The organism is Sulfurimonas sp. HSL3-7, from assembly GCF_039645985.1.
Classification (GTDB): domain Bacteria; phylum Campylobacterota; class Campylobacteria; order Campylobacterales; family Sulfurimonadaceae; genus Sulfonitrofixus; species Sulfonitrofixus jiaomeiensis.
In genome coordinates this window covers 2,588,403-2,604,414 of the sequence record NZ_CP147919.1, presented here as the reverse complement: position 1 = coordinate 2,604,414, position 16,012 = coordinate 2,588,403, and the positions used below count along the sequence as shown (strand labels likewise).

The following is a 16,012-nucleotide window of genomic DNA, read 5'->3' as shown; positions in this document are numbered from 1 at the left end:
TGTAAAATGGTAGACATTTATTTTTAGAAGAAGAGTGATGCTGAATCTTATAATTTTTCGCATACGGACATTTTTTGCCCACTTGGTTATCGCTGTCGGATCGACACTGGTGCATCTGAACAGGGATAACATGGATCGAGTCAACCGGCTGCGTCTGTGGATCAGCCGAATGGTCCTGCGCTCCGCAGGATTGAAATATGAAGTCAAAGGGTATCTCGAGGATGATACGGATCTCATCATTGCGAACCACCAATCGATGATGGATATCTTTCTTTTGGAATCGCATGTGGGATCCGACATCCGTTTTGTCGGACGAAAGGGGATCATGGATGTCTGGCCCGTCGGTCTGGTCGTCAACGCTATCGGCCACATAACGATCGATCGTAACGACAGACGATCGGGTGTCAAACTCTTAAAAGAGGTCAAGGCAAAAAAAGGGAAGAAAGTGGTTATTTTCCCCGAAGGGACCCGCTCGATGACAGGAGAGATACAGGCGTTCGAAGCAGGGGCCAAGATCGTTGCGGAAAAACTTTCTCTTAAGGTGCAGCCGATCGTGATCAAAGATCTCAGCCGGTATTACAACGAAGGCAAAAAACTTTCTAAAAAAGGTACGGTCCATATCGAGATACTGCCGCCGGTCGAATTGACGGAAGGGTGGTTTGAACAAAGCCGAAGGGATATGATCGCCGTTGCAGACAAGATCTAGTATTACTATCGTTTGTTGCTTGTCTGAGTAACAGAAGTGCCGTTGACAAAAGGGTTACTCTTCGTCTCCCATCAGCGCAAAAGCAAGGCGCTCTTCGAGAGATTTGAGCGCTTTGGCCGCACAGGCAGCGTCAAGATCGCCGCCGGGTGCACCGCTGACACCGACGGCACCGAGCATGACATCGCCCGATTTCACCGCTAAAGCACCGCCCATCATGATCAGCCCGTCAATGTTGTTCAGTTCGTTTCGGATGTCGGCGCGGCCAGCGACAAAAGCGGCCGAATCGGTTCCCGCCATGATCACGGCATTGGCTTTTTGCTCTGCGATCTGCATCGTAAAGCGAGGTGCGTAGGTGTCTCGCATCGCCACCTGCACATTGGCGCTGCGGTCAACCACGACCGCACTTACCCAGTACCCCTGAGCACGACACGCCTCCACCGAGCGCTTGGCCACTTCTGTCGCCAGCTCCAGGCTCATGCGTTCGATCTTCACCACATCGCCTGCCATCAGAGCCGATGCCCCAAGCAGGAGTATTCCTGCGATCTTGATTATTTTCATAACGGTCTCCTCTTTTTTCTTCCACTATTATAGTCTATAAAAGGCAGAGGCGGTATTGATTATCAAATTGCATTTTTGAGCCTGATAAAGTGATAGAGGCGCCTTTCTAAGATTTTCATCATTTGATTGAGAAACGGCAAAACATTTTTTCGACTGCACATTTTCCGATGCCGTCCTCTTTGTTCAGATCCCCTTCTCTATCAACATGCCGCGCATTCCTATGCCTGCAACCGTTTGAAATCCTGCTGTAAATTTGTATAATGGTTCTATAGAAGATAAAAAAGGGAGGCGTGAGGATGATACCTTTCAACCATCTGGGATGGTTTTTCAAGTACCTCGGGCCTGTCGCCTATCCGAAAGGGGCGATTGAGGCGCTCTGCGACTTTCTGCGTCCTGTCGCGGCGAATGCCCCGCTTCTTGACCTCGGTTCGGGGACGGGTGTCCTGAGCGAATTTGCCTACAGCTGCCGGAAAGATTTTGCGTTCGTCGCCCTTGATCCTGCCGAGGGGATGCTGAAGTTCTCGCCCGAGTATGTCCGGACCCACACGGCCAGGGCCGAGGCACTCCCCTTTGAAGCATCGAGTTTCGAGGTGGTCCTCATCGGCGAGGCACTGCACCATTTTCAGTCGCCGGAACGTGCAATGGCAGAGATCGTACGGGTGCTCAGGCGCGGTGGAAGACTCTTCATCTACGAGTTCGACCCGAGCACTTTTATGGGAAGAAGCCTCTGCATAGCGGAGAAGCTGCTCGGCGAGCCGGGTCATTTTTTTGCGCCTGAGGTGCTGAAAGAGATGCTTGAAAAACACGGATTTTTTGTATCGGTCAACCGGTACGGCTGGCGCTATACCATCCATGCAGAGCTCAATTAAGAAGGGGAGTCTATGAAGATCATCAATTTCGGTTCGATCAACATCGACCATGTCTACGGCGTCGACCATTTCGTGCGCCCCGGCGAAACGCTCGAGAGTGGAAGCTACCGCATCTTTTCAGGCGGGAAGGGGGCGAACCAGTCCTTCGCCCTCGCACGGGCCGGGGCGGCGGTGATGCATGCGGGAAAGGTCGGGCCGGAGGGGGCCTGGCTGAAGGAGAAGCTGCAGGAGAACGGTGTGGATGTCTCTCTGGTCAAAGTCGTCGATGCCCCGACGGGCCATGCCATCATCCAGGTCAACAAAGAGGGGGAGAATGCCATCATCATCTACGGCGGGGCGAACCGTACCGTCAGCGATGCGGACATTGAAAAGGTGCTTGAGCAGGCCGAGGCAGGCGATTATCTACTGCTGCAAAACGAGATCAACGCGCTGGAGAGGGTGCTTCAAAAGGCAAAAGGAAAAGGGGTGACCGTCGTTTTTAATCCGGCCCCGATGACGAAGAGTGTTAAAAGTTATCCTTTGGAACTTGTCGACATCTTTATCGTCAACGAGATCGAAGGCGAAGCACTCAGCGCTGAAAACGACCCCGAGGCGATACTTGATGCGATGCTCAAGCGCTACCCGAAAAGCCGTACGGTTTTGACGCGGGGCAAGGCGGGCGTCATCTATGCCGATGAAAAGCAGCGCATCGAAGTGGCTGCCCTGAAAGTCAAAGCGGTCGACACCACGGGTGCCGGGGACACCTTCATCGGCTACTTTCTGGCGGAACTCTCCCGCGGCAGCGCCATCGAAAAATGCCTGCAGAGAGGTGTCAAAGCCTCGGCCATCTGTGTGACACGCAAAGGGGCGGCGGACTCGATTCCCAGGCTGGAGGAGCTTCTGTAAGAGAGTGGACCTCTTTTGTGTTAAGATAGTTGAAACGGAGGTGTGTTATGGCCTATGACGACAAGGTGTGGCTGAGACAGTATGACGAAGGTGTTTCCGCTGCTTTGGAATACCCGAAGATGCCTCTTTACGGCCTTCTGGAAGATTCGGCTGCGAAATACCCCCGCAAGAGGGCCCTCTCCTATCTCGGCAACGATATCGATTATGCGCAACTCGACATCTTGGTCAATAGAGCGGCCAATGCCTTTGCGCAGCTGGGGGTGCAGCCCGGCGACAGGGTGGCGCTCTATCTGGCCAATACCCCGCAGTTCGTCATTTCGCTGTATGGGGCCTTGAAGATCGGGGCGGTCGCCGTTCCCATCAACCCGCTCTACACCGCCGAAGAGGTGCTCTTTGAACTCAATGACGCGGGGGTGAAGACAGTCATCGTCATGAGCCGTTTCTACCCGCTTATTCAAGAGATACGCAAGCGAAGCGCGCTTGAAAATGTCATCGTGACAAACGTCAAAGCCTACTTTCCATGGCTGACACGGCTGCTTTTTACCCTGCTGAAAGAGAAAGAGGACCGTGTCAGGATCGAAAAGGCCGATTATGAGCTTGAAACGCTGATGGCACACAGCAGTTTTGAAAAGCCCGACGTCACCGTCGATCCCGGCGATACCGCACTGCTGCAGTACACCAGCGGAACGATAGGCACGCCGAAAGGGGTCATGCTCAGCCATTACAATCTTGTGGTGAATGCACTGCAGTGCCGCTACTGGGTTAGCGATACGGTCGAAGGCGAAGAGCGGGTGCTCGGCTGGCTTCCCTTCTTTCACAGTTTCGGTATGACCGCCTGTCTGGGTTTTACGCTCAGCTGTGCGGGGGCGCTGGTGCTGGTCCCCAACCCGAGAGACCTCGGTTCGATTCTCAAGACGATCGAAAAAGAGAAAATCACGATGCTGCCAGGCGTCCCGACGATGTATGCGGCCCTGGGCAGCTACAGGGGTATTGCCAAGTATGACCTGACCTCCATCCGCGCCTGTATCAGCGGCGGAGCACCGCTGATGGAGAAGATCAAAAAACGGTTCGTCGAGCTGACCGCTTCGAAACTGGTCGAGGGGTACGGCCTCTCCGAAGCGGCGCCGGTCACCCATGCCAACCCGATCAACGGCGTCAACAAGGAGGGCTCCATCGGCATCCCGATGCCGGACACGGCGTGCCGGGTCGTCGATCTCGAGACGGGGGAAAAAGAGGTCCCCGTCGGAGAAGAGGGCGAACTGATCGTCAGGGCGCCGCAGGTGATGAAAGGGTACTGGCACCGGCCGGAGCTGACCGAAGAGGCGCTGCGCGACGGATGGCTCTACACCGGCGATGTGGTGACGATGGACGAAGAGGGGTATTTCAGGGTCGTCGACCGCAAAAAAGATATCATCATCGTCAAGGGCTTCAACGTCTCGCCGACGGAGGTGGAGAAGGTGATCTTCCTTCATCCGAAGGTCGAAGATGCGGCGGTGGTCGGGACTCCCGACGAGTACAGCGGTGAGAAGATCAAGGCCTTTGTGGTGCTTAAAGAGGGAGAGAAGATGGAAAAAGCGGAACTGATCGGTTTTTTGAGAGAGAGGCTTGCCCGTTTCAAGCTCCCCCGTTCCGTCGAATTTGTCGATGAGCTTCCCAAAAACGTGATGGGCAAACTGCTGCGCCGCCTGCTGCTGGAAGAAGAGAAGAGAAAAAGCGAAGGGGTTTAGAACGGCCCTTTCCGATGGGATCCGCTTAGGAAAGGTCCGGTTCGCCGCAGTGGCGGAGTATAAAACCTCGGGCCCTGTCTCGCAGTGCGACGGCAATGTCCCATGCACTCTCTTTGCCGCTCTCCTGCGCTATCTTCGCCGGGTCGATCATCTCACCGATCGTCACGGTGATCGAACCGCGGTGGGGGAACCAGGAACCGTCACGTAAAATGGAGCGGGTACCGCGTACGGCAACGGGAACGACGGGAAGAGCCGCATCGGCGGCCGTTTTGAATGCCCCCATGTAAAAGGGCTGCAGGCCGGGAATACGGGTAAAGGTGCTTTCGGCAAAAAAGAGCAGGGGACTTCCGCCTTTAAGGGCGTCCAAAAGGCGCGCGGCGTCATCGACGCTTTTGCCGGTGTCGAACCGTTCGACAAACTCCCCCTGCAGCTTCTCAAGCGGCAGCCGGGTGATCAGCCGCCGGGAGAACTCCGCCTTGGCGACGAAACGAAAGGGCTCGGGGAGCGCCGCGGCCAGGACGAAACTGTCAAGATAGCTGGCGTGGTTGACCACGATGACGCAGGGGCCGGCAATACCGCGGAGGTGTTCCGAGCCGACCACTTTCAAAGGCGTGCGTGTCGCCCTGGCAAAGAGCTGTGCCACCGTGCGTATGGCCTTGAAACGCAGGCGGAAGTTCGGCATCAAGACTGCGCCGAGCCAGGCGAAAGGGACCAGCAGTACAAAGCAGGACCAGCTGTAAAGGGCGAAAACCGAGGCTTTGAGAAGTTCCGTTATACGGTGCCTCTGCACGGCGAGGCTGCTCACAAGAAGCCCGCCGATCTGCCATATGAGCGCGCGGCCTCTCTGCCCGATCTTTCCCTCCTCATACATCTGTCGGCTCGCACTGCGGCGTATCTTTCCGCTGGAGGTCTTGAGCACGCTGCCCGGCGGTGCCAGCAGGACCTCGTCGGGCGGTGTGCCGATGAGGTCGGTCGCCAGCGCGTTGACCTGCTGCTGCAGCCTGCGACGCTCCTGGGGCTCTTCACTGCGGGTCTCTGCCAGTACGATCAGGCGCTCCGTGGCGGTCTGCGGATCACCGGAACCGAAGATCGCGACACATCCTTTGCGAATCCCCTCTATGTCGCCGATCGCCTTTTCCAGCTCATCGGGATAGATATTGCGGCCGGCACGGATGATGATGTCTTTGATGCGGCCGGTGATGTAGAGCTCGCCTTCGGCGATATAGGCGAGGTCGCCGCTGTCAAGCCATTCGCCGTCGAAGAGGCGGCGCGTCTTTTCGGCGTCGCGGTAATAGCCGGAGGTCGCGGAGGGACCGCGAAACTCGAGCCGCCCCTCCCGGCGTTCGGGAAGTTCGTGTCCGGCCGCGTCGACGACCCTGATCTGGTGATCCGTGAGCGGAAGGCCGCTGGAGACGAAGTGGAGCACATGGGGCTCTTCCGCTTCCGCCGGAACGGCCTCGTGGCGCTGCATAAAGGTGTCGCGTTCGACCCTCTCTATAACCGCGCCGCGTCCGAGCAGCGGAAAGGTGACGCCGACGGAGGATTCGGCAAGGCCGTAGACCGGGGTCATCGCCCTCCTGTCGAAACCGTAGCGGGCAAAATGCTCGGCGAAGCGTTCGATCGTCGTCGGATTGACCGCTTCGGCCCCGTTGAAGGCGGCGCGGAGGGAGCCGAGGTCAATGCCGTCGAGCGCAAGATCCTCCAGGCGGTGGAGGCAGTATTCGTACCCGAAGTTCGGTGAGGCGGTGAGGGTCCCTTTGTGGCGTGTTATCGCCCTGAGCCAGCGCTCGGGCCTGGCGAGAAAGCTCAGCGGTGACATGACGACGAAAAGGGCGGCGTAGTAGAGGCTGCCCAGCCATGCGCCGATAAGCCCCATGTCGTGGTAGAGCGGCAGCCAGCTGACAAAGACATCTTCGGGGGAGGCGTCGACGGCTTTACCCATCGCCCGTATGTTGGCAAGCAGATTGGCATGGGTGAGCATGACCCCTTTCGGATTGCCCGTACTCCCCGAGGTATACTGCAGAAAGGCGATGTCATCGGGCCTGATCTCCACCGTAGTGCTTCGGCCTGTAAAAAGCCGCAACTCGGCTGCGGTGACGATCTGCCTGAGCGAAGGGGAGAGCCCCTTCAGAAGCTGTGCGGCGCGTTTGCCCTCCTCAAGGGTGACAAGGATCTCGGCCCGGCAGTTCTCCAGGATCCGCGCATGGCGGCGCATATGCTCTTCGATCTGGGAGGGGCGCGCCGGCGGGTAGATCGGAACAGGAATGCCCCCGGCCATCAGAATGCCGAAAAAGGTGAAGAAGTAGTCCGCACCTGTCGGCAGCATGATCACGACGGGCTGAGCCTTCTCCAGGCCGAGCTGCTGCAGGGCACCGGCGAAGTTCTGTGCGCCGGTTTTGAGCTGTTCGTAGGTGATCGTCCCGCCTCTGCCGTCATCCTGGTAGAGCTGTATATGGACACGCTCTCCATGGTGGCCTGCATGCCATTCGAGCATCTCGACAAGGGTACGGGCACGTTCAGGCAGGGTTGCTGTTTCGCTGCGCGGTCGGGCTTCGGCGGCGGATACAAGGTCGGCGAGGTGGGGTCTGAGTGTTGTGAGCACACGGAGCAGGTCCAGGCCGTTCTCTGCCTCCACAAAGGTGCTTTCGGGCAGAGCGAGACCGAAGGCTCTCTCGATGCGCGAGATCAGCTCGACGCGGGAGAGGCTGTCGAGCCCAAGCTCTTTCTCAAAGCTGCTCTCCAGGGTGATCTTTTCGAGGTCAAGCTCCGGACGTACCTCGGCGACAAGCGACCTAAGCAGCCCCAGGAGCTTTTGAGAACTGATTTGCGATGGATCTTGCTGCATAAGAAGTTCCTTACTATTGCACTGTCTTGCAGCCTCTTGGAACAGAGGGCCTTTAAAATAATCATACCAGATTGCGTATTAGATGCGCCCTGAGCCTCGGCTGTGTTACAATAGTTTCAGATACGCCACAAGGAGTGCGGAGATGCCAAGAAGCGACAGTGCAATACAGCGAGCCGCAAAATGAGTATAACGCTCAGCCTGCTGCCATTTCTACGAAAACAAGGGTACCGCTCGCAAGGCGATGTTTCTCCGAAAACAAGGGCACCGCTCGCAAAGCGATGTTTCTCCAAAATGCCGAGTCGTATCGGAACCAACAGCTCAATACAGGGAGGCACTAAATGCCGAGTCGTAAAAAGATAGCGATACTGATCGACGATATGTTCGAGGATTCGGAGTTTATCTACCCCTACTACCGCCTGCTCGAAGCGGGGATGGACGTTGATGTCGTCGGGCAGGAAAAGAGAGCCTACAGAGGCAAACACGGCACGACGGCAAAAGCAACACACCGTATCCATGCTATTGAGAGTGATAAGTATGACGCCCTTTATATTCCCGGCGGCTATGCCCCGGACCGTCTGCGCAGGGAACCGGCGATGGTCGCCTTGGTCAAATCCCTCTTTGAGGCGGGAAAGCCTCTCTGCGCCGTCTGCCACGGCCCCTCTCTGCTTATCTCGGCAGGCGTTCTCGAAGGTAAAAAGGTGACGGCCTATGCTTCGATAAAAGACGATATTGAGAATGCCGGGGCGGACTATACGGGCAGAAGTGTCGAGCAAGACGGCAGCCTCATCACCGCCCGCGATCCGCAGGCCCTGCCGGGGATGATGAAGCAGTTTTTATTGCTTCTTGAAGGGTAATTACTTTCCGATTCTTCTTGCATCTTCAAGGCAGTATCGGGTGTGCGGTTCGGCGCGGAGACGTTCGATGGGGATGGTATCGCCGCTCTCTTCGCAGATGCCGTAGGTACTGTCATCGAGTTTTTCCAGGGCATGGATGACTTCGGCAAGTTCATGGCGCTGCTGTTTGAGCAGTGCCGTATGGTGCATGCTGTCACTCTCCAGCGATGCCAGATCTTCCATATCATTGATATTGTCATCCGTGACGATAGCTTCCATCTCCTCTGTCAAACGTGCGATGCTGGACTCGAGCTCCACTTTCATCGCCTGCAGGCGCTCTTCAAACTCCTGATAATCTATCGCTGCCATCTCTTCTCCTTTTATAGGGGTGTCTCTTCTTTGACGCTGGACCACTCTCTCAGCGTGGCGGGAAATTTCTCAAGCTCGTTTTTGAAGCGGTCCCACTCGGGATAGTCGGTGTTGAAGTTCGCTACGTCCTGCGCTGCAAGTTCGGCACTGGCGTAATCGCCGAGCCGCTCCTCTTCCAGCCAAAGCTCATACTGCTCATGGCCGACCTCTCTAATCTCAAAAGTCCCGATATCCGAATTGTAGGTATATATTTTCATTTCAGATCTCCTTGTTTGTCGCATTTGAACTATCTTATCATATTACAGGTATAAAATAAATCCAATCTGTAACAGGCTTGCGGAAGAGAGGTATACAGGAATAGAGGAGGCAGCCGTATTTCTGACAAAATTTTTGGAAGAACGATTTTTAATACAACTTCACTCCATCTATGCTATTATCTTTACTATTACTGCCGCGGTATGGTTCTTATGGTAGTGCTTTGGCCCTCTTGGATGAAGCGTTTTTAACCTGAAAGAAAATAGTTTTAACAACAGAGAGAAAGGTATAACATGGCAATTATAGGTATAGATCTTGGAACGTCAAACTCTGCAGCGGCGGTGCTTCGCGGCGGCAAACCGGTTATTATCCCGAGTACCGAGGGCATCAGCATGAGCGGCAAGGCGTTTCCGAGTTACGTGGCAATTACGGCCGACGGCAGCAAGCTTGTAGGCGAGCCTGCCCGCAGACAGGCGGCGGAGAACCCGGAAGGGACGGCCAAGGCGTTTAAAAGAAGAATGGGAAGACGCGAGAGGGTCCGTCTGCGAGACAAAGAGTTCACCCCGGAACAGCTTTCGGCTTTTCTGCTTCAGAAGATAAAGAACGATGCCGAGGCCTATCTGGGCGAACCGGTCGAGAAGGCGGTCGTCACCGTACCGGCCTATTTTGACGACAACCAGCGAAGTGCGACAAAAGATGCCTGCAAGATCGCGGGTCTCGAGGTTGTCCGCCTTGTCAACGAGCCGACGGCTGCTGCGCTGGCCTACGGTCTTGACCGCAGCGGCGAGGATCTCAAGATCGCCGTTATCGATTTCGGCGGCGGAACGCTCGACGTCACCATCATGGAGTTCGGTAAGGGGGTTTTTGAGGTCAAATCCACAAGCGGCGATACACAGCTCGGCGGTACCGATATGAACGAGAAGATCTTTGATCACCTTGCTGAAAAGTTCAAGGAACAGAGCGGTTTCGATATCAAAGCGGACCGCAAAGCATCCGCGCGGTTGATCGAAGCGGCGGAGATGGCCAAGATCGAGCTGACGACGAGCACGACAACGCACATCTCTCTCCCCTATATCGCGGCCGACAAGCACCTTGAGCTCGATCTGACGCGCACCGAACTTGAACGGCTTGTGCGGCCTGTCGTCGAGCGTTGTAAAGGGCCGATAGAACAGGCGCTGAGCGATGCGGGAATAGGGGCCAAAGATGTCGACCGTATCGTCTTTGTCGGCGGGCCGACGAGGATGCCTGTCGTACGCGAATATTTTGAGGAACTTCTCGGAAGAAAGGCCGAAGGGGGCGTCGATCCGATGGAGTGTGTGGCCAGCGGTGCGGCGATTCAGGCGGGTGTCCTCTCCGGTGAAGTGGGCGATATCGTACTGGTTGACGTCACGCCGCTGAGTCTCGGCGTCGAGACGCTCGGGGGCGTCGTGAGCACGCTGATAGCCCGCAACTCCCCGATCCCGGTCAAGCATACGGAGACCTTTACGACGGCGGCGGACATGCAGACCGCTGTGACGGTCCACGTTGTCCAGGGCGAGCGGCCGATGGCCGCCGACAACACCTCGCTCGGGCAGTTCAACCTCGACGGTCTGGTCCCGGCGCCGCGTGGCATACCGAAGATCGACGTCACCTTCGATATCGATGCAAGCGGCATCCTGAACGTCACCGCCAAAGATGTCGCCACCGGCAAAAGCCAGTCCATCAAGATCACCGCATCGACGCGCCTCTCCAACGAACAGAAGGAGAGAATGGTCGAAGAGGCGGAGAAGTATGCCGAAGAGGACAAAAAGAGAAAAGAGGAGGCGGACAAGCTCAACACAGCCGATGCGGTCTGCTACGAGGCGGAACGGCTGCTGGCCGACTACGGCGACAAGCTTGAGACCGAGCTTCGCGCCAAGATAGAGGCCCAGCTCAAAATGACGAAAGAGGCGGTGCAGAACCGTGACGTCGCATCGGCAGGCGAACGTTCCGATGCGCTCAAAGAGCTTCTGAAAAAGGCGGGCAGTGCGGTCTATGCACAGTCGCAGGGAGAGGGTGCCAAAACCGCTCAGACGAGCTATCAGGGTACGGAAAGCAGCGGCGGCGAAGAGCCGTATGAACGCGTTGTGGATGCGGACTACCGCGAGACCACCTAAGGGGTAGGCCATAGAAACGGCAAACAAACGCGACTATTATGAAGTCCTCGGCGTCAAAAAAGATGCCGACCAGAAAGAGATCAAGGACAGCTTCCGGAAACTGGCGCTAAAGTACCATCCCGACCGGAACAAAGAGCCGGACGCCGAAGAGAAGTTCAAGGAGATCGCAGAGGCGTATGCGGTGCTCTCGGACCCAAAGAAGCGCAAAGAGTATGATAACAGGGGTTTCGCCGGTGTCTCCGGATTTTCGCAGGAAGATCTTTTCGGCGGTATCAATTTCGATGAGATCTTCGGCGGCGGCGGTTTCGGGTTTGACCTCGGCGGTTTCGGCGGCGGGATTTTTGACACCTTTTTCCAGCGGGGACACCGGGGCGGAATGCGGGGCGAAGATATCCGAATGGAGATCGTCGTTCCGCTTCGAAAGATCGTGACCGGCGGGGACGAAGAGGTACAGATCTCCCACCCGAGGGTCTGCCCGGTCTGCCACGGAACGGGTGCTGCTTCTGAAAAGGATATCCGTGTCTGTCAAACCTGCAAGGGGACAGGCAAGCTGATCAATACAAGGCAGGAGGGGAACGTCTCCTACCAGGAGATCAGGCCCTGCCCGGACTGCGGGGGAAGGGGCAGGTTCATCGACAAGCCCTGCCCCAAGTGCCACGGAAGCGGAAGGATCGATGAGCCCGAAAGATTGACGATAACGATACCTGTCGGTGCCGAAGAGGGGATGGTTCTGAGAGTCCCATCGCACGGAAGGCCGAGCTCCAAACCCGAAGGAAAGCCCGGCGACCTGCTGGTGATCGTCCGTACGGCCTATGACCCGGATTTCAAACGGGTCGGTGCCGATCTTTGGCATGCAGAGACGATCGAGCTGACCGATGCGGTTTTGGGTACGGAGCTTAAGGTCTCAACGCTGGAGGGGTCGGTGAGTGTCACGGTCCCGCAGGGAACCCAGCCGAACTCGGTGCTGCGTCTGGCTGACAAGGGGCTGCCGCATTTTGGGGATACGAAACGGGGCGATCTCTATCTTCGTCTCAATGTCCATATTCCGGACTATCTCAGTGATGAGGAGCGGGAGCTCTACACAAAACTGCGCAGGCTCCACGCAAAAGGGTGAGTCTTTTCGTGGCGCTCTCTATTTGACAGCGATCTTGCGAGAGGCTGTTTTCGCTTCTTTTAGTTTGGGGATGACGACCTCAAGTACGGCGTCTTCGGAGTTGGCAGAGATACTCTCCGCATCGGCATTCGAAGGCAGCGTGAAACTTCTGGAGAACTTGCCGTAGCTGCTTTCGCATTTGTAGTAGTCCTTTTCTTTTACCTCCTCTTTTGTCTTGCGCTCGCCCGATATGGTCAGCACATTGTCTTCACTGACATCAACATGGATATCCTCTTTTTTAACGCCGGGAAGATCGACCTCGATGTGGTAGGCAAATTCGCCCTCACGGGTATTGACAGAGGGTGAGAAAGCGGTAAGGGCACCTTCCGGCGGGGTGATCTTAAAAGCATCTTTGAAACGATCCTCAAAATCTTTCAACTCTTTGAACGGATCGTATTTTGTTAGAAACATGATAAACCTCCATTTTTTGATATTATCTATTGTACTGTATCTGTTGCTTAAAGACGTGTTAAGTATTGATTTTACTGTCAGCTCTGTTTTCAGATACTAACAGGGTTTGCATTGCAGCGTGAAAACGGTTAAGATAGTTCTATGGAAGAGTTTAGCTATTTTGACCACGACGCGGATATCGGTATCATCGGCAGGGGTGCGACACTTGAGTCCGCCTTCGAATCGGCGGCGAAAGCGATGTTCGCCATTATGGCCGAAACGCTCCCGGAACCTCTGGAGGTGGAACTCAACTTCGAGTTTGAAGAGGAGGATGTCGAATTTGCCCTGGTGCGCTGGCTCAACTACCTGATCGCTCATGCTCAGAGCCGTTCGGTCATACTGGGACGGTTTGAACTTCGTCGCGACGGATCGTTCTGGCGGGCAAAGGCGTGGGGTGTTCCCTGGAGCAAGGCGATCGTGCGCGGTGTCGAGGTCAAGGGGGCGACGCTGACGATGCTCTGCGTTGAAGAGAAGGCGGGCCTTTGGGAGGCGCGCTGCATTGTGGATGTTTGAAGGAATCTATTATGAATATTGCGCAACTTGAACAGATCGACAGTTATAGCTGGCGGCTCCCCCGTACCGCGGATGAGAAACGCTCGGAGGTGCTGCTCTACGGCTCAGAGACGCTTCTTGAGACGATGGACGAGAAGGTGCTTGAGCAGATCCGCAACGTCGCAAATCTGCCGGGGCTTGTCGGGCCGGCGATGGCGATGCCCGACGCCCACTGGGGCTACGGTTTTCCCATCGGCGGCGTCGCGGCTTTTGACGCGGAGCAGGGCGGCGTCATCTCGGCAGGCGGGGTCGGGTTTGACATCTCCTGCGGCATCCGCTGCCTCCGCACCGATCTGATGCTCCACGAGATAACGGGCGAGCTTGAAACGCTTGCCGATCTGCTTTATGCCCGGATCCCCGCAGGACTTGGTACCACCGGCCATCTGCATCTGACGGTGTCGCAGCTCGACGAGGTGCTTCGCAAAGGGGCGAAGTGGGCCGTACAAAAGGGGTACGGCCGCGAAGATGACCTCGCCTTTATCGAAGAGGGGGGCTGCATGGAGAATGCCGAGCCCGACTTCGTCTCCGAACTGGCCAAAAAACGGCAGCGCGGCGAGATGGGGACGCTGGGTTCGGGGAACCACTACCTCGAAGTGCAGGTGGTCGACACGATCTACGACGCCGAGGCCGCCCGCGCTTTCGGCATCAGCGAAGGGCAGCTGCTTGTCTCGATCCACTGCGGTTCGCGCGGGCTCGGCCACCAGATCGGCAGCGACTATATGGTCACCCTTGCGAAAGAGGCGGGACGCCTCGGCATCGCGCTGCCCGACCGGGAGCTTGCCTGCGCACCGATCCTCTCAAAAGAGGGGCAGCGTTACATCGGCGCGATGAACGCGGGGATCAACTGCGCCCTGGCCAACCGCCAGATACTGACGCACCTGACGCGGGAGGCGTTCGGCTCTCTTTTTGCCGGCAGCAGCGTCGAGACCCTCTACGATGTCTCGCATAACACCTGCAAGGAGGAGCGCCATGTCGTCGACGGCGAAGAGCGCACCCTGTGGGTGCACCGCAAAGGGGCGACCCGGGCTTTCGGTCCGGGACACAGCCAGCTTCCTTCAGCGTACCGGAAGGTCGGCCAGCCGGTCATCATCGGCGGCAGCATGGGAACGGGCTCCTATATTCTTGCCGGCAGCGACACCTCCGAAGCGCGCTCCTTCGCCTCGGCCAGCCACGGCGCGGGACGCTCCATGAGCCGCCACCAGGCGAAAAAACTGTGGCGGGGAACGGAGGTGCTTCGTAAGCTCGAAGGCGAGGGTATCCACATCCGTTCCGACTCGATGCGCGGTATCGCAGAGGAGGCCCCGGAGGCCTACAAGGATGTGCACGAAGTGGCGAAGGTGACAGAGAAGGCGGGGCTCGCCCGCCGCGTTGCCTTTTTGCGCCCGAAGGTCTGCATCAAAGGATAAAGTGCGCTGATACCGCTCAAACGGGGTTTTGCTATTCCATAGAAGGGTTATGGACAAGGAAGCAATTTTTTTTATGCTGATCTTCAAAAGAAATTTAAAGGATTTGGGAGTATGATAAATATTACCCTATAGTAACAATCAAAGGAGATACGATGAATTATAACGGACATATTGTGGTTGTGGGTGATCTTGGGCAGCTGAAAGCGTACCGGGTCTCAAATATAACAGGTGTTGACAGACAGGAAAGTATGCAGGTGAGTCATGCACAAAACCGCGGTACCGTTAAAGAGTCTACGGTACTCGAGCCTCTTCTTGACATCGACTATCTTGAGGCGCACGGCAGAATCTCCGAGCAGATGAGTGACAAAACGGGCAAAAAGGGCAACTCGACAGGCGAGCCGCACAACACGGGGCTTGCCAAAGAGGGCAGTATGCTAAAACAGATCAGCGACGATATCGCCTCGCTCATCGAAAAAGAGTCGCCGTCGATGTGGCACCTTGCCTTCCCGAAAGCGCTCAACAACAAACTCAACGAAAAACTGAACCAGCAGGTCAAAAAGACCCTGAAAAAGAATGTAGCCGCAGATCTGACCAAGATCGACAGAAACAAACTTCTTTCCCATTTTGAGTAATAGAGTCTAAACCCTGCAGAACCGCCACGCTCTCAGCAGGCGTGCCGGATTTCCCCTTACGACATTAGAAAATAGGATCCAGATAATTTTCAGTATGAAAGAGAGGGCGGCAGTGTTGCCGCCGGAGGCGGAGAGGCTGTTCGCTACTTTCCGACTTTTTTCGCATCGTCGACGCAGTAGCGGGTATGCGGTTCGGCGCGCAGGCGTTCGACTGAGATGAGGTCGCCGCTCTCTTCGCAGATGCCGTAGCTGCCGTCTTTGATCTTGCCGAGGGCATGGATGACTTCGGCTAGCTCGCTGCGCTGCTGTTGCAGCAGTGCATTATGGTGCATGCTGTCACTCTCCAGCGATGCGAGGTCCTCCATGTCGGTGCTGCTGTCATCGGTGACGATCGCCTCCATCTCCTCCGTCAAACGGGCAATGCTCTCTTCGAGCTCCTCTTTCATCTTCTCAAGTTTGAGTTCAAATTCCTGATAATCTATTGTTGCCATAGTAGTTCCTTTGATTCATATATGATTATTCTATCATATCGCAGAAGAGATTAATGCTTTGATTTCGGAGCGGTTTCGTAGAAGAGGCTCTCCTTGGGTAGGGCACAGATTTTATGGATCAAAACAGTGTGAAATGGTATGCTTAA

At 56.1% G+C, this 16,012-nt stretch carries 16 protein-coding genes; 10 read left to right on the top strand and 6 right to left on the bottom strand.

Features of this window, described 5'->3' with window-relative positions; all coding sequences use genetic code 11:
• Positions 1-37 precede the first annotated feature (37 nt).
• Complete coding sequence (locus WCY20_RS12865; protein WP_345975701.1) at positions 38-706, top strand: lysophospholipid acyltransferase family protein; 669 nt, start codon at positions 38-40, stop codon at positions 704-706.
• Between the two features lie 54 nt (positions 707-760).
• On the opposite strand, the gene WCY20_RS12860 is transcribed toward WCY20_RS12865, so the two are convergent.
• Positions 761-1,264, bottom strand: a complete 504-nt coding sequence (locus WCY20_RS12860) for a heme-binding protein (protein WP_345975699.1) — start codon at positions 1,262-1,264, stop codon at positions 761-763.
• A gap of 296 nt (positions 1,265-1,560) precedes the next feature.
• On the opposite strand from WCY20_RS12860, the gene WCY20_RS12855 reads away from it, so the two are divergent.
• From WCY20_RS12855 to WCY20_RS12845, 3 genes are read left to right on the top strand one after another with little or no spacing between them, the layout of a single operon-like run.
• Complete coding sequence (locus WCY20_RS12855) at positions 1,561-2,133, top strand: class I SAM-dependent methyltransferase (RefSeq protein WP_345975697.1); 573 nt, start codon at positions 1,561-1,563, stop codon at positions 2,131-2,133.
• A 12-nt stretch (positions 2,134-2,145) separates the two neighbouring features.
• On the top strand, positions 2,146-3,018 hold the full coding sequence (locus tag WCY20_RS12850; protein ID WP_345975695.1) for a ribokinase: 873 nt from the start codon (positions 2,146-2,148) through the stop codon (positions 3,016-3,018).
• A gap of 47 nt (positions 3,019-3,065) precedes the next feature.
• A complete protein-coding gene (locus WCY20_RS12845) occupies positions 3,066-4,745 on the top strand; it encodes a long-chain fatty acid--CoA ligase (protein WP_345975694.1) in 1,680 nt (559 codons plus the stop codon).
• 25 nt (positions 4,746-4,770) lie between these two features.
• On the opposite strand, the gene WCY20_RS12840 is transcribed toward WCY20_RS12845, so the two are convergent.
• Positions 4,771-7,590, bottom strand: coding sequence for an AMP-binding protein (locus tag WCY20_RS12840; protein WP_345975692.1), 2,820 nt, complete (start codon positions 7,588-7,590; stop codon positions 4,771-4,773).
• 338 nt (positions 7,591-7,928) lie between these two features.
• Here WCY20_RS12840 and WCY20_RS12835 point away from each other — a divergent pair, with 338 nt between their 5' ends.
• Positions 7,929-8,444: a type 1 glutamine amidotransferase domain-containing protein gene (locus WCY20_RS12835; RefSeq protein ID WP_345975690.1), complete on the top strand. Its 516-nt coding sequence runs from the start codon at positions 7,929-7,931 to the stop codon at positions 8,442-8,444.
• On the opposite strand, the gene WCY20_RS12830 is transcribed toward WCY20_RS12835, so the two are convergent.
• Both WCY20_RS12830 and WCY20_RS12825 read right to left on the bottom strand, forming a co-directional pair.
• The gene (locus WCY20_RS12830; RefSeq protein WP_345975688.1) at positions 8,445-8,792 is read right to left on the bottom strand and encodes a TraR/DksA C4-type zinc finger protein; all 348 of its coding nucleotides are present in this window, start codon (positions 8,790-8,792) and stop codon (positions 8,445-8,447) included.
• 11 nt (positions 8,793-8,803) lie between these two features.
• Positions 8,804-9,049 carry a hypothetical protein gene (locus WCY20_RS12825; protein ID WP_345975687.1) on the bottom strand — a complete coding sequence of 82 codons (246 nt, stop codon included), beginning with the start codon at positions 9,047-9,049 and terminating at the stop codon, positions 8,804-8,806.
• A gap of 291 nt (positions 9,050-9,340) precedes the next feature.
• On the opposite strand from WCY20_RS12825, the gene dnaK reads away from it, so the two are divergent.
• Together dnaK and WCY20_RS12815 are read left to right on the top strand one after the other, a co-directional pair.
• Positions 9,341-11,182: a molecular chaperone DnaK gene (dnaK, locus tag WCY20_RS12820; protein ID WP_345975685.1), complete on the top strand. Its 1,842-nt coding sequence runs from the start codon at positions 9,341-9,343 to the stop codon at positions 11,180-11,182.
• 10 nt (positions 11,183-11,192) lie between these two features.
• The gene (locus WCY20_RS12815; protein WP_345978272.1) at positions 11,193-12,296 is read left to right on the top strand and encodes a DnaJ C-terminal domain-containing protein; all 1,104 of its coding nucleotides are present in this window, start codon (positions 11,193-11,195) and stop codon (positions 12,294-12,296) included.
• A gap of 18 nt (positions 12,297-12,314) precedes the next feature.
• Here WCY20_RS12815 and WCY20_RS12810 read toward each other — a convergent pair whose 3' ends face one another.
• On the bottom strand, positions 12,315-12,746 hold the full coding sequence (locus tag WCY20_RS12810; RefSeq protein ID WP_345975683.1) for an Hsp20/alpha crystallin family protein: 432 nt from the start codon (positions 12,744-12,746) through the stop codon (positions 12,315-12,317).
• Between the two features lie 141 nt (positions 12,747-12,887).
• Here WCY20_RS12810 and WCY20_RS12805 point away from each other — a divergent pair, with 141 nt between their 5' ends.
• The 3 genes from WCY20_RS12805 (at position 12,888) to WCY20_RS12795 (ending at position 15,375) form a co-directional block, all read left to right on the top strand.
• Complete coding sequence (locus WCY20_RS12805) at positions 12,888-13,298, top strand: archease (protein WP_345975681.1); 411 nt, start codon at positions 12,888-12,890, stop codon at positions 13,296-13,298.
• Between the two features lie 11 nt (positions 13,299-13,309).
• Complete coding sequence (locus WCY20_RS12800; RefSeq protein WP_345975679.1) at positions 13,310-14,743, top strand: RtcB family protein; 1,434 nt, start codon at positions 13,310-13,312, stop codon at positions 14,741-14,743.
• 152 nt (positions 14,744-14,895) lie between these two features.
• Positions 14,896-15,375, top strand: coding sequence for a host attachment protein (locus tag WCY20_RS12795; RefSeq protein WP_345975678.1), 480 nt, complete (start codon positions 14,896-14,898; stop codon positions 15,373-15,375).
• Between the two features lie 143 nt (positions 15,376-15,518).
• Here WCY20_RS12795 and WCY20_RS12790 read toward each other — a convergent pair whose 3' ends face one another.
• Positions 15,519-15,866: a TraR/DksA C4-type zinc finger protein gene (locus WCY20_RS12790; protein WP_345975676.1), complete on the bottom strand. Its 348-nt coding sequence runs from the start codon at positions 15,864-15,866 to the stop codon at positions 15,519-15,521.
• Positions 15,867-16,012 lie beyond the last annotated feature (146 nt).

Bases quoted from the DNA above. Each gene is read 5' to 3' on its own strand.
- WCY20_RS12810 (WP_345975683.1), bottom strand. From the start codon at position 12,746: ATGTTTCTAACAAAATACGATCCGTTCAAAGAGTTGAAAGATTTTGAG.
- WCY20_RS12795 (WP_345975678.1), top strand. From the start codon at position 14,896: ATGAATTATAACGGACATATTGTGGTTGTGGGTGATCTTGGGCAGCTG.
- WCY20_RS12855 (WP_345975697.1), top strand. From the start codon at position 1,561: ATGATACCTTTCAACCATCTGGGATGGTTTTTCAAGTACCTCGGGCCT.
- WCY20_RS12840 (WP_345975692.1), bottom strand. From the start codon at position 7,590: ATGCAGCAAGATCCATCGCAAATCAGTTCTCAAAAGCTCCTGGGGCTG.
- WCY20_RS12825 (WP_345975687.1), bottom strand. From the start codon at position 9,049: ATGAAAATATATACCTACAATTCGGATATCGGGACTTTTGAGATTAGA.
- WCY20_RS12790 (WP_345975676.1), bottom strand. From the start codon at position 15,866: ATGGCAACAATAGATTATCAGGAATTTGAACTCAAACTTGAGAAGATG.
- WCY20_RS12850 (WP_345975695.1), top strand. From the start codon at position 2,146: ATGAAGATCATCAATTTCGGTTCGATCAACATCGACCATGTCTACGGC.
- WCY20_RS12835 (WP_345975690.1), top strand. From the start codon at position 7,929: ATGCCGAGTCGTAAAAAGATAGCGATACTGATCGACGATATGTTCGAG.
- WCY20_RS12860 (WP_345975699.1), bottom strand. From the start codon at position 1,264: ATGAAAATAATCAAGATCGCAGGAATACTCCTGCTTGGGGCATCGGCT.
- WCY20_RS12865 (WP_345975701.1), top strand. From the start codon at position 38: ATGCTGAATCTTATAATTTTTCGCATACGGACATTTTTTGCCCACTTG.
- WCY20_RS12800 (WP_345975679.1), top strand. From the start codon at position 13,310: ATGAATATTGCGCAACTTGAACAGATCGACAGTTATAGCTGGCGGCTC.
- WCY20_RS12845 (WP_345975694.1), top strand. From the start codon at position 3,066: ATGGCCTATGACGACAAGGTGTGGCTGAGACAGTATGACGAAGGTGTT.
- dnaK (WP_345975685.1), top strand. From the start codon at position 9,341: ATGGCAATTATAGGTATAGATCTTGGAACGTCAAACTCTGCAGCGGCG.
- WCY20_RS12830 (WP_345975688.1), bottom strand. From the start codon at position 8,792: ATGGCAGCGATAGATTATCAGGAGTTTGAAGAGCGCCTGCAGGCGATG.
- WCY20_RS12805 (WP_345975681.1), top strand. From the start codon at position 12,888: ATGGAAGAGTTTAGCTATTTTGACCACGACGCGGATATCGGTATCATC.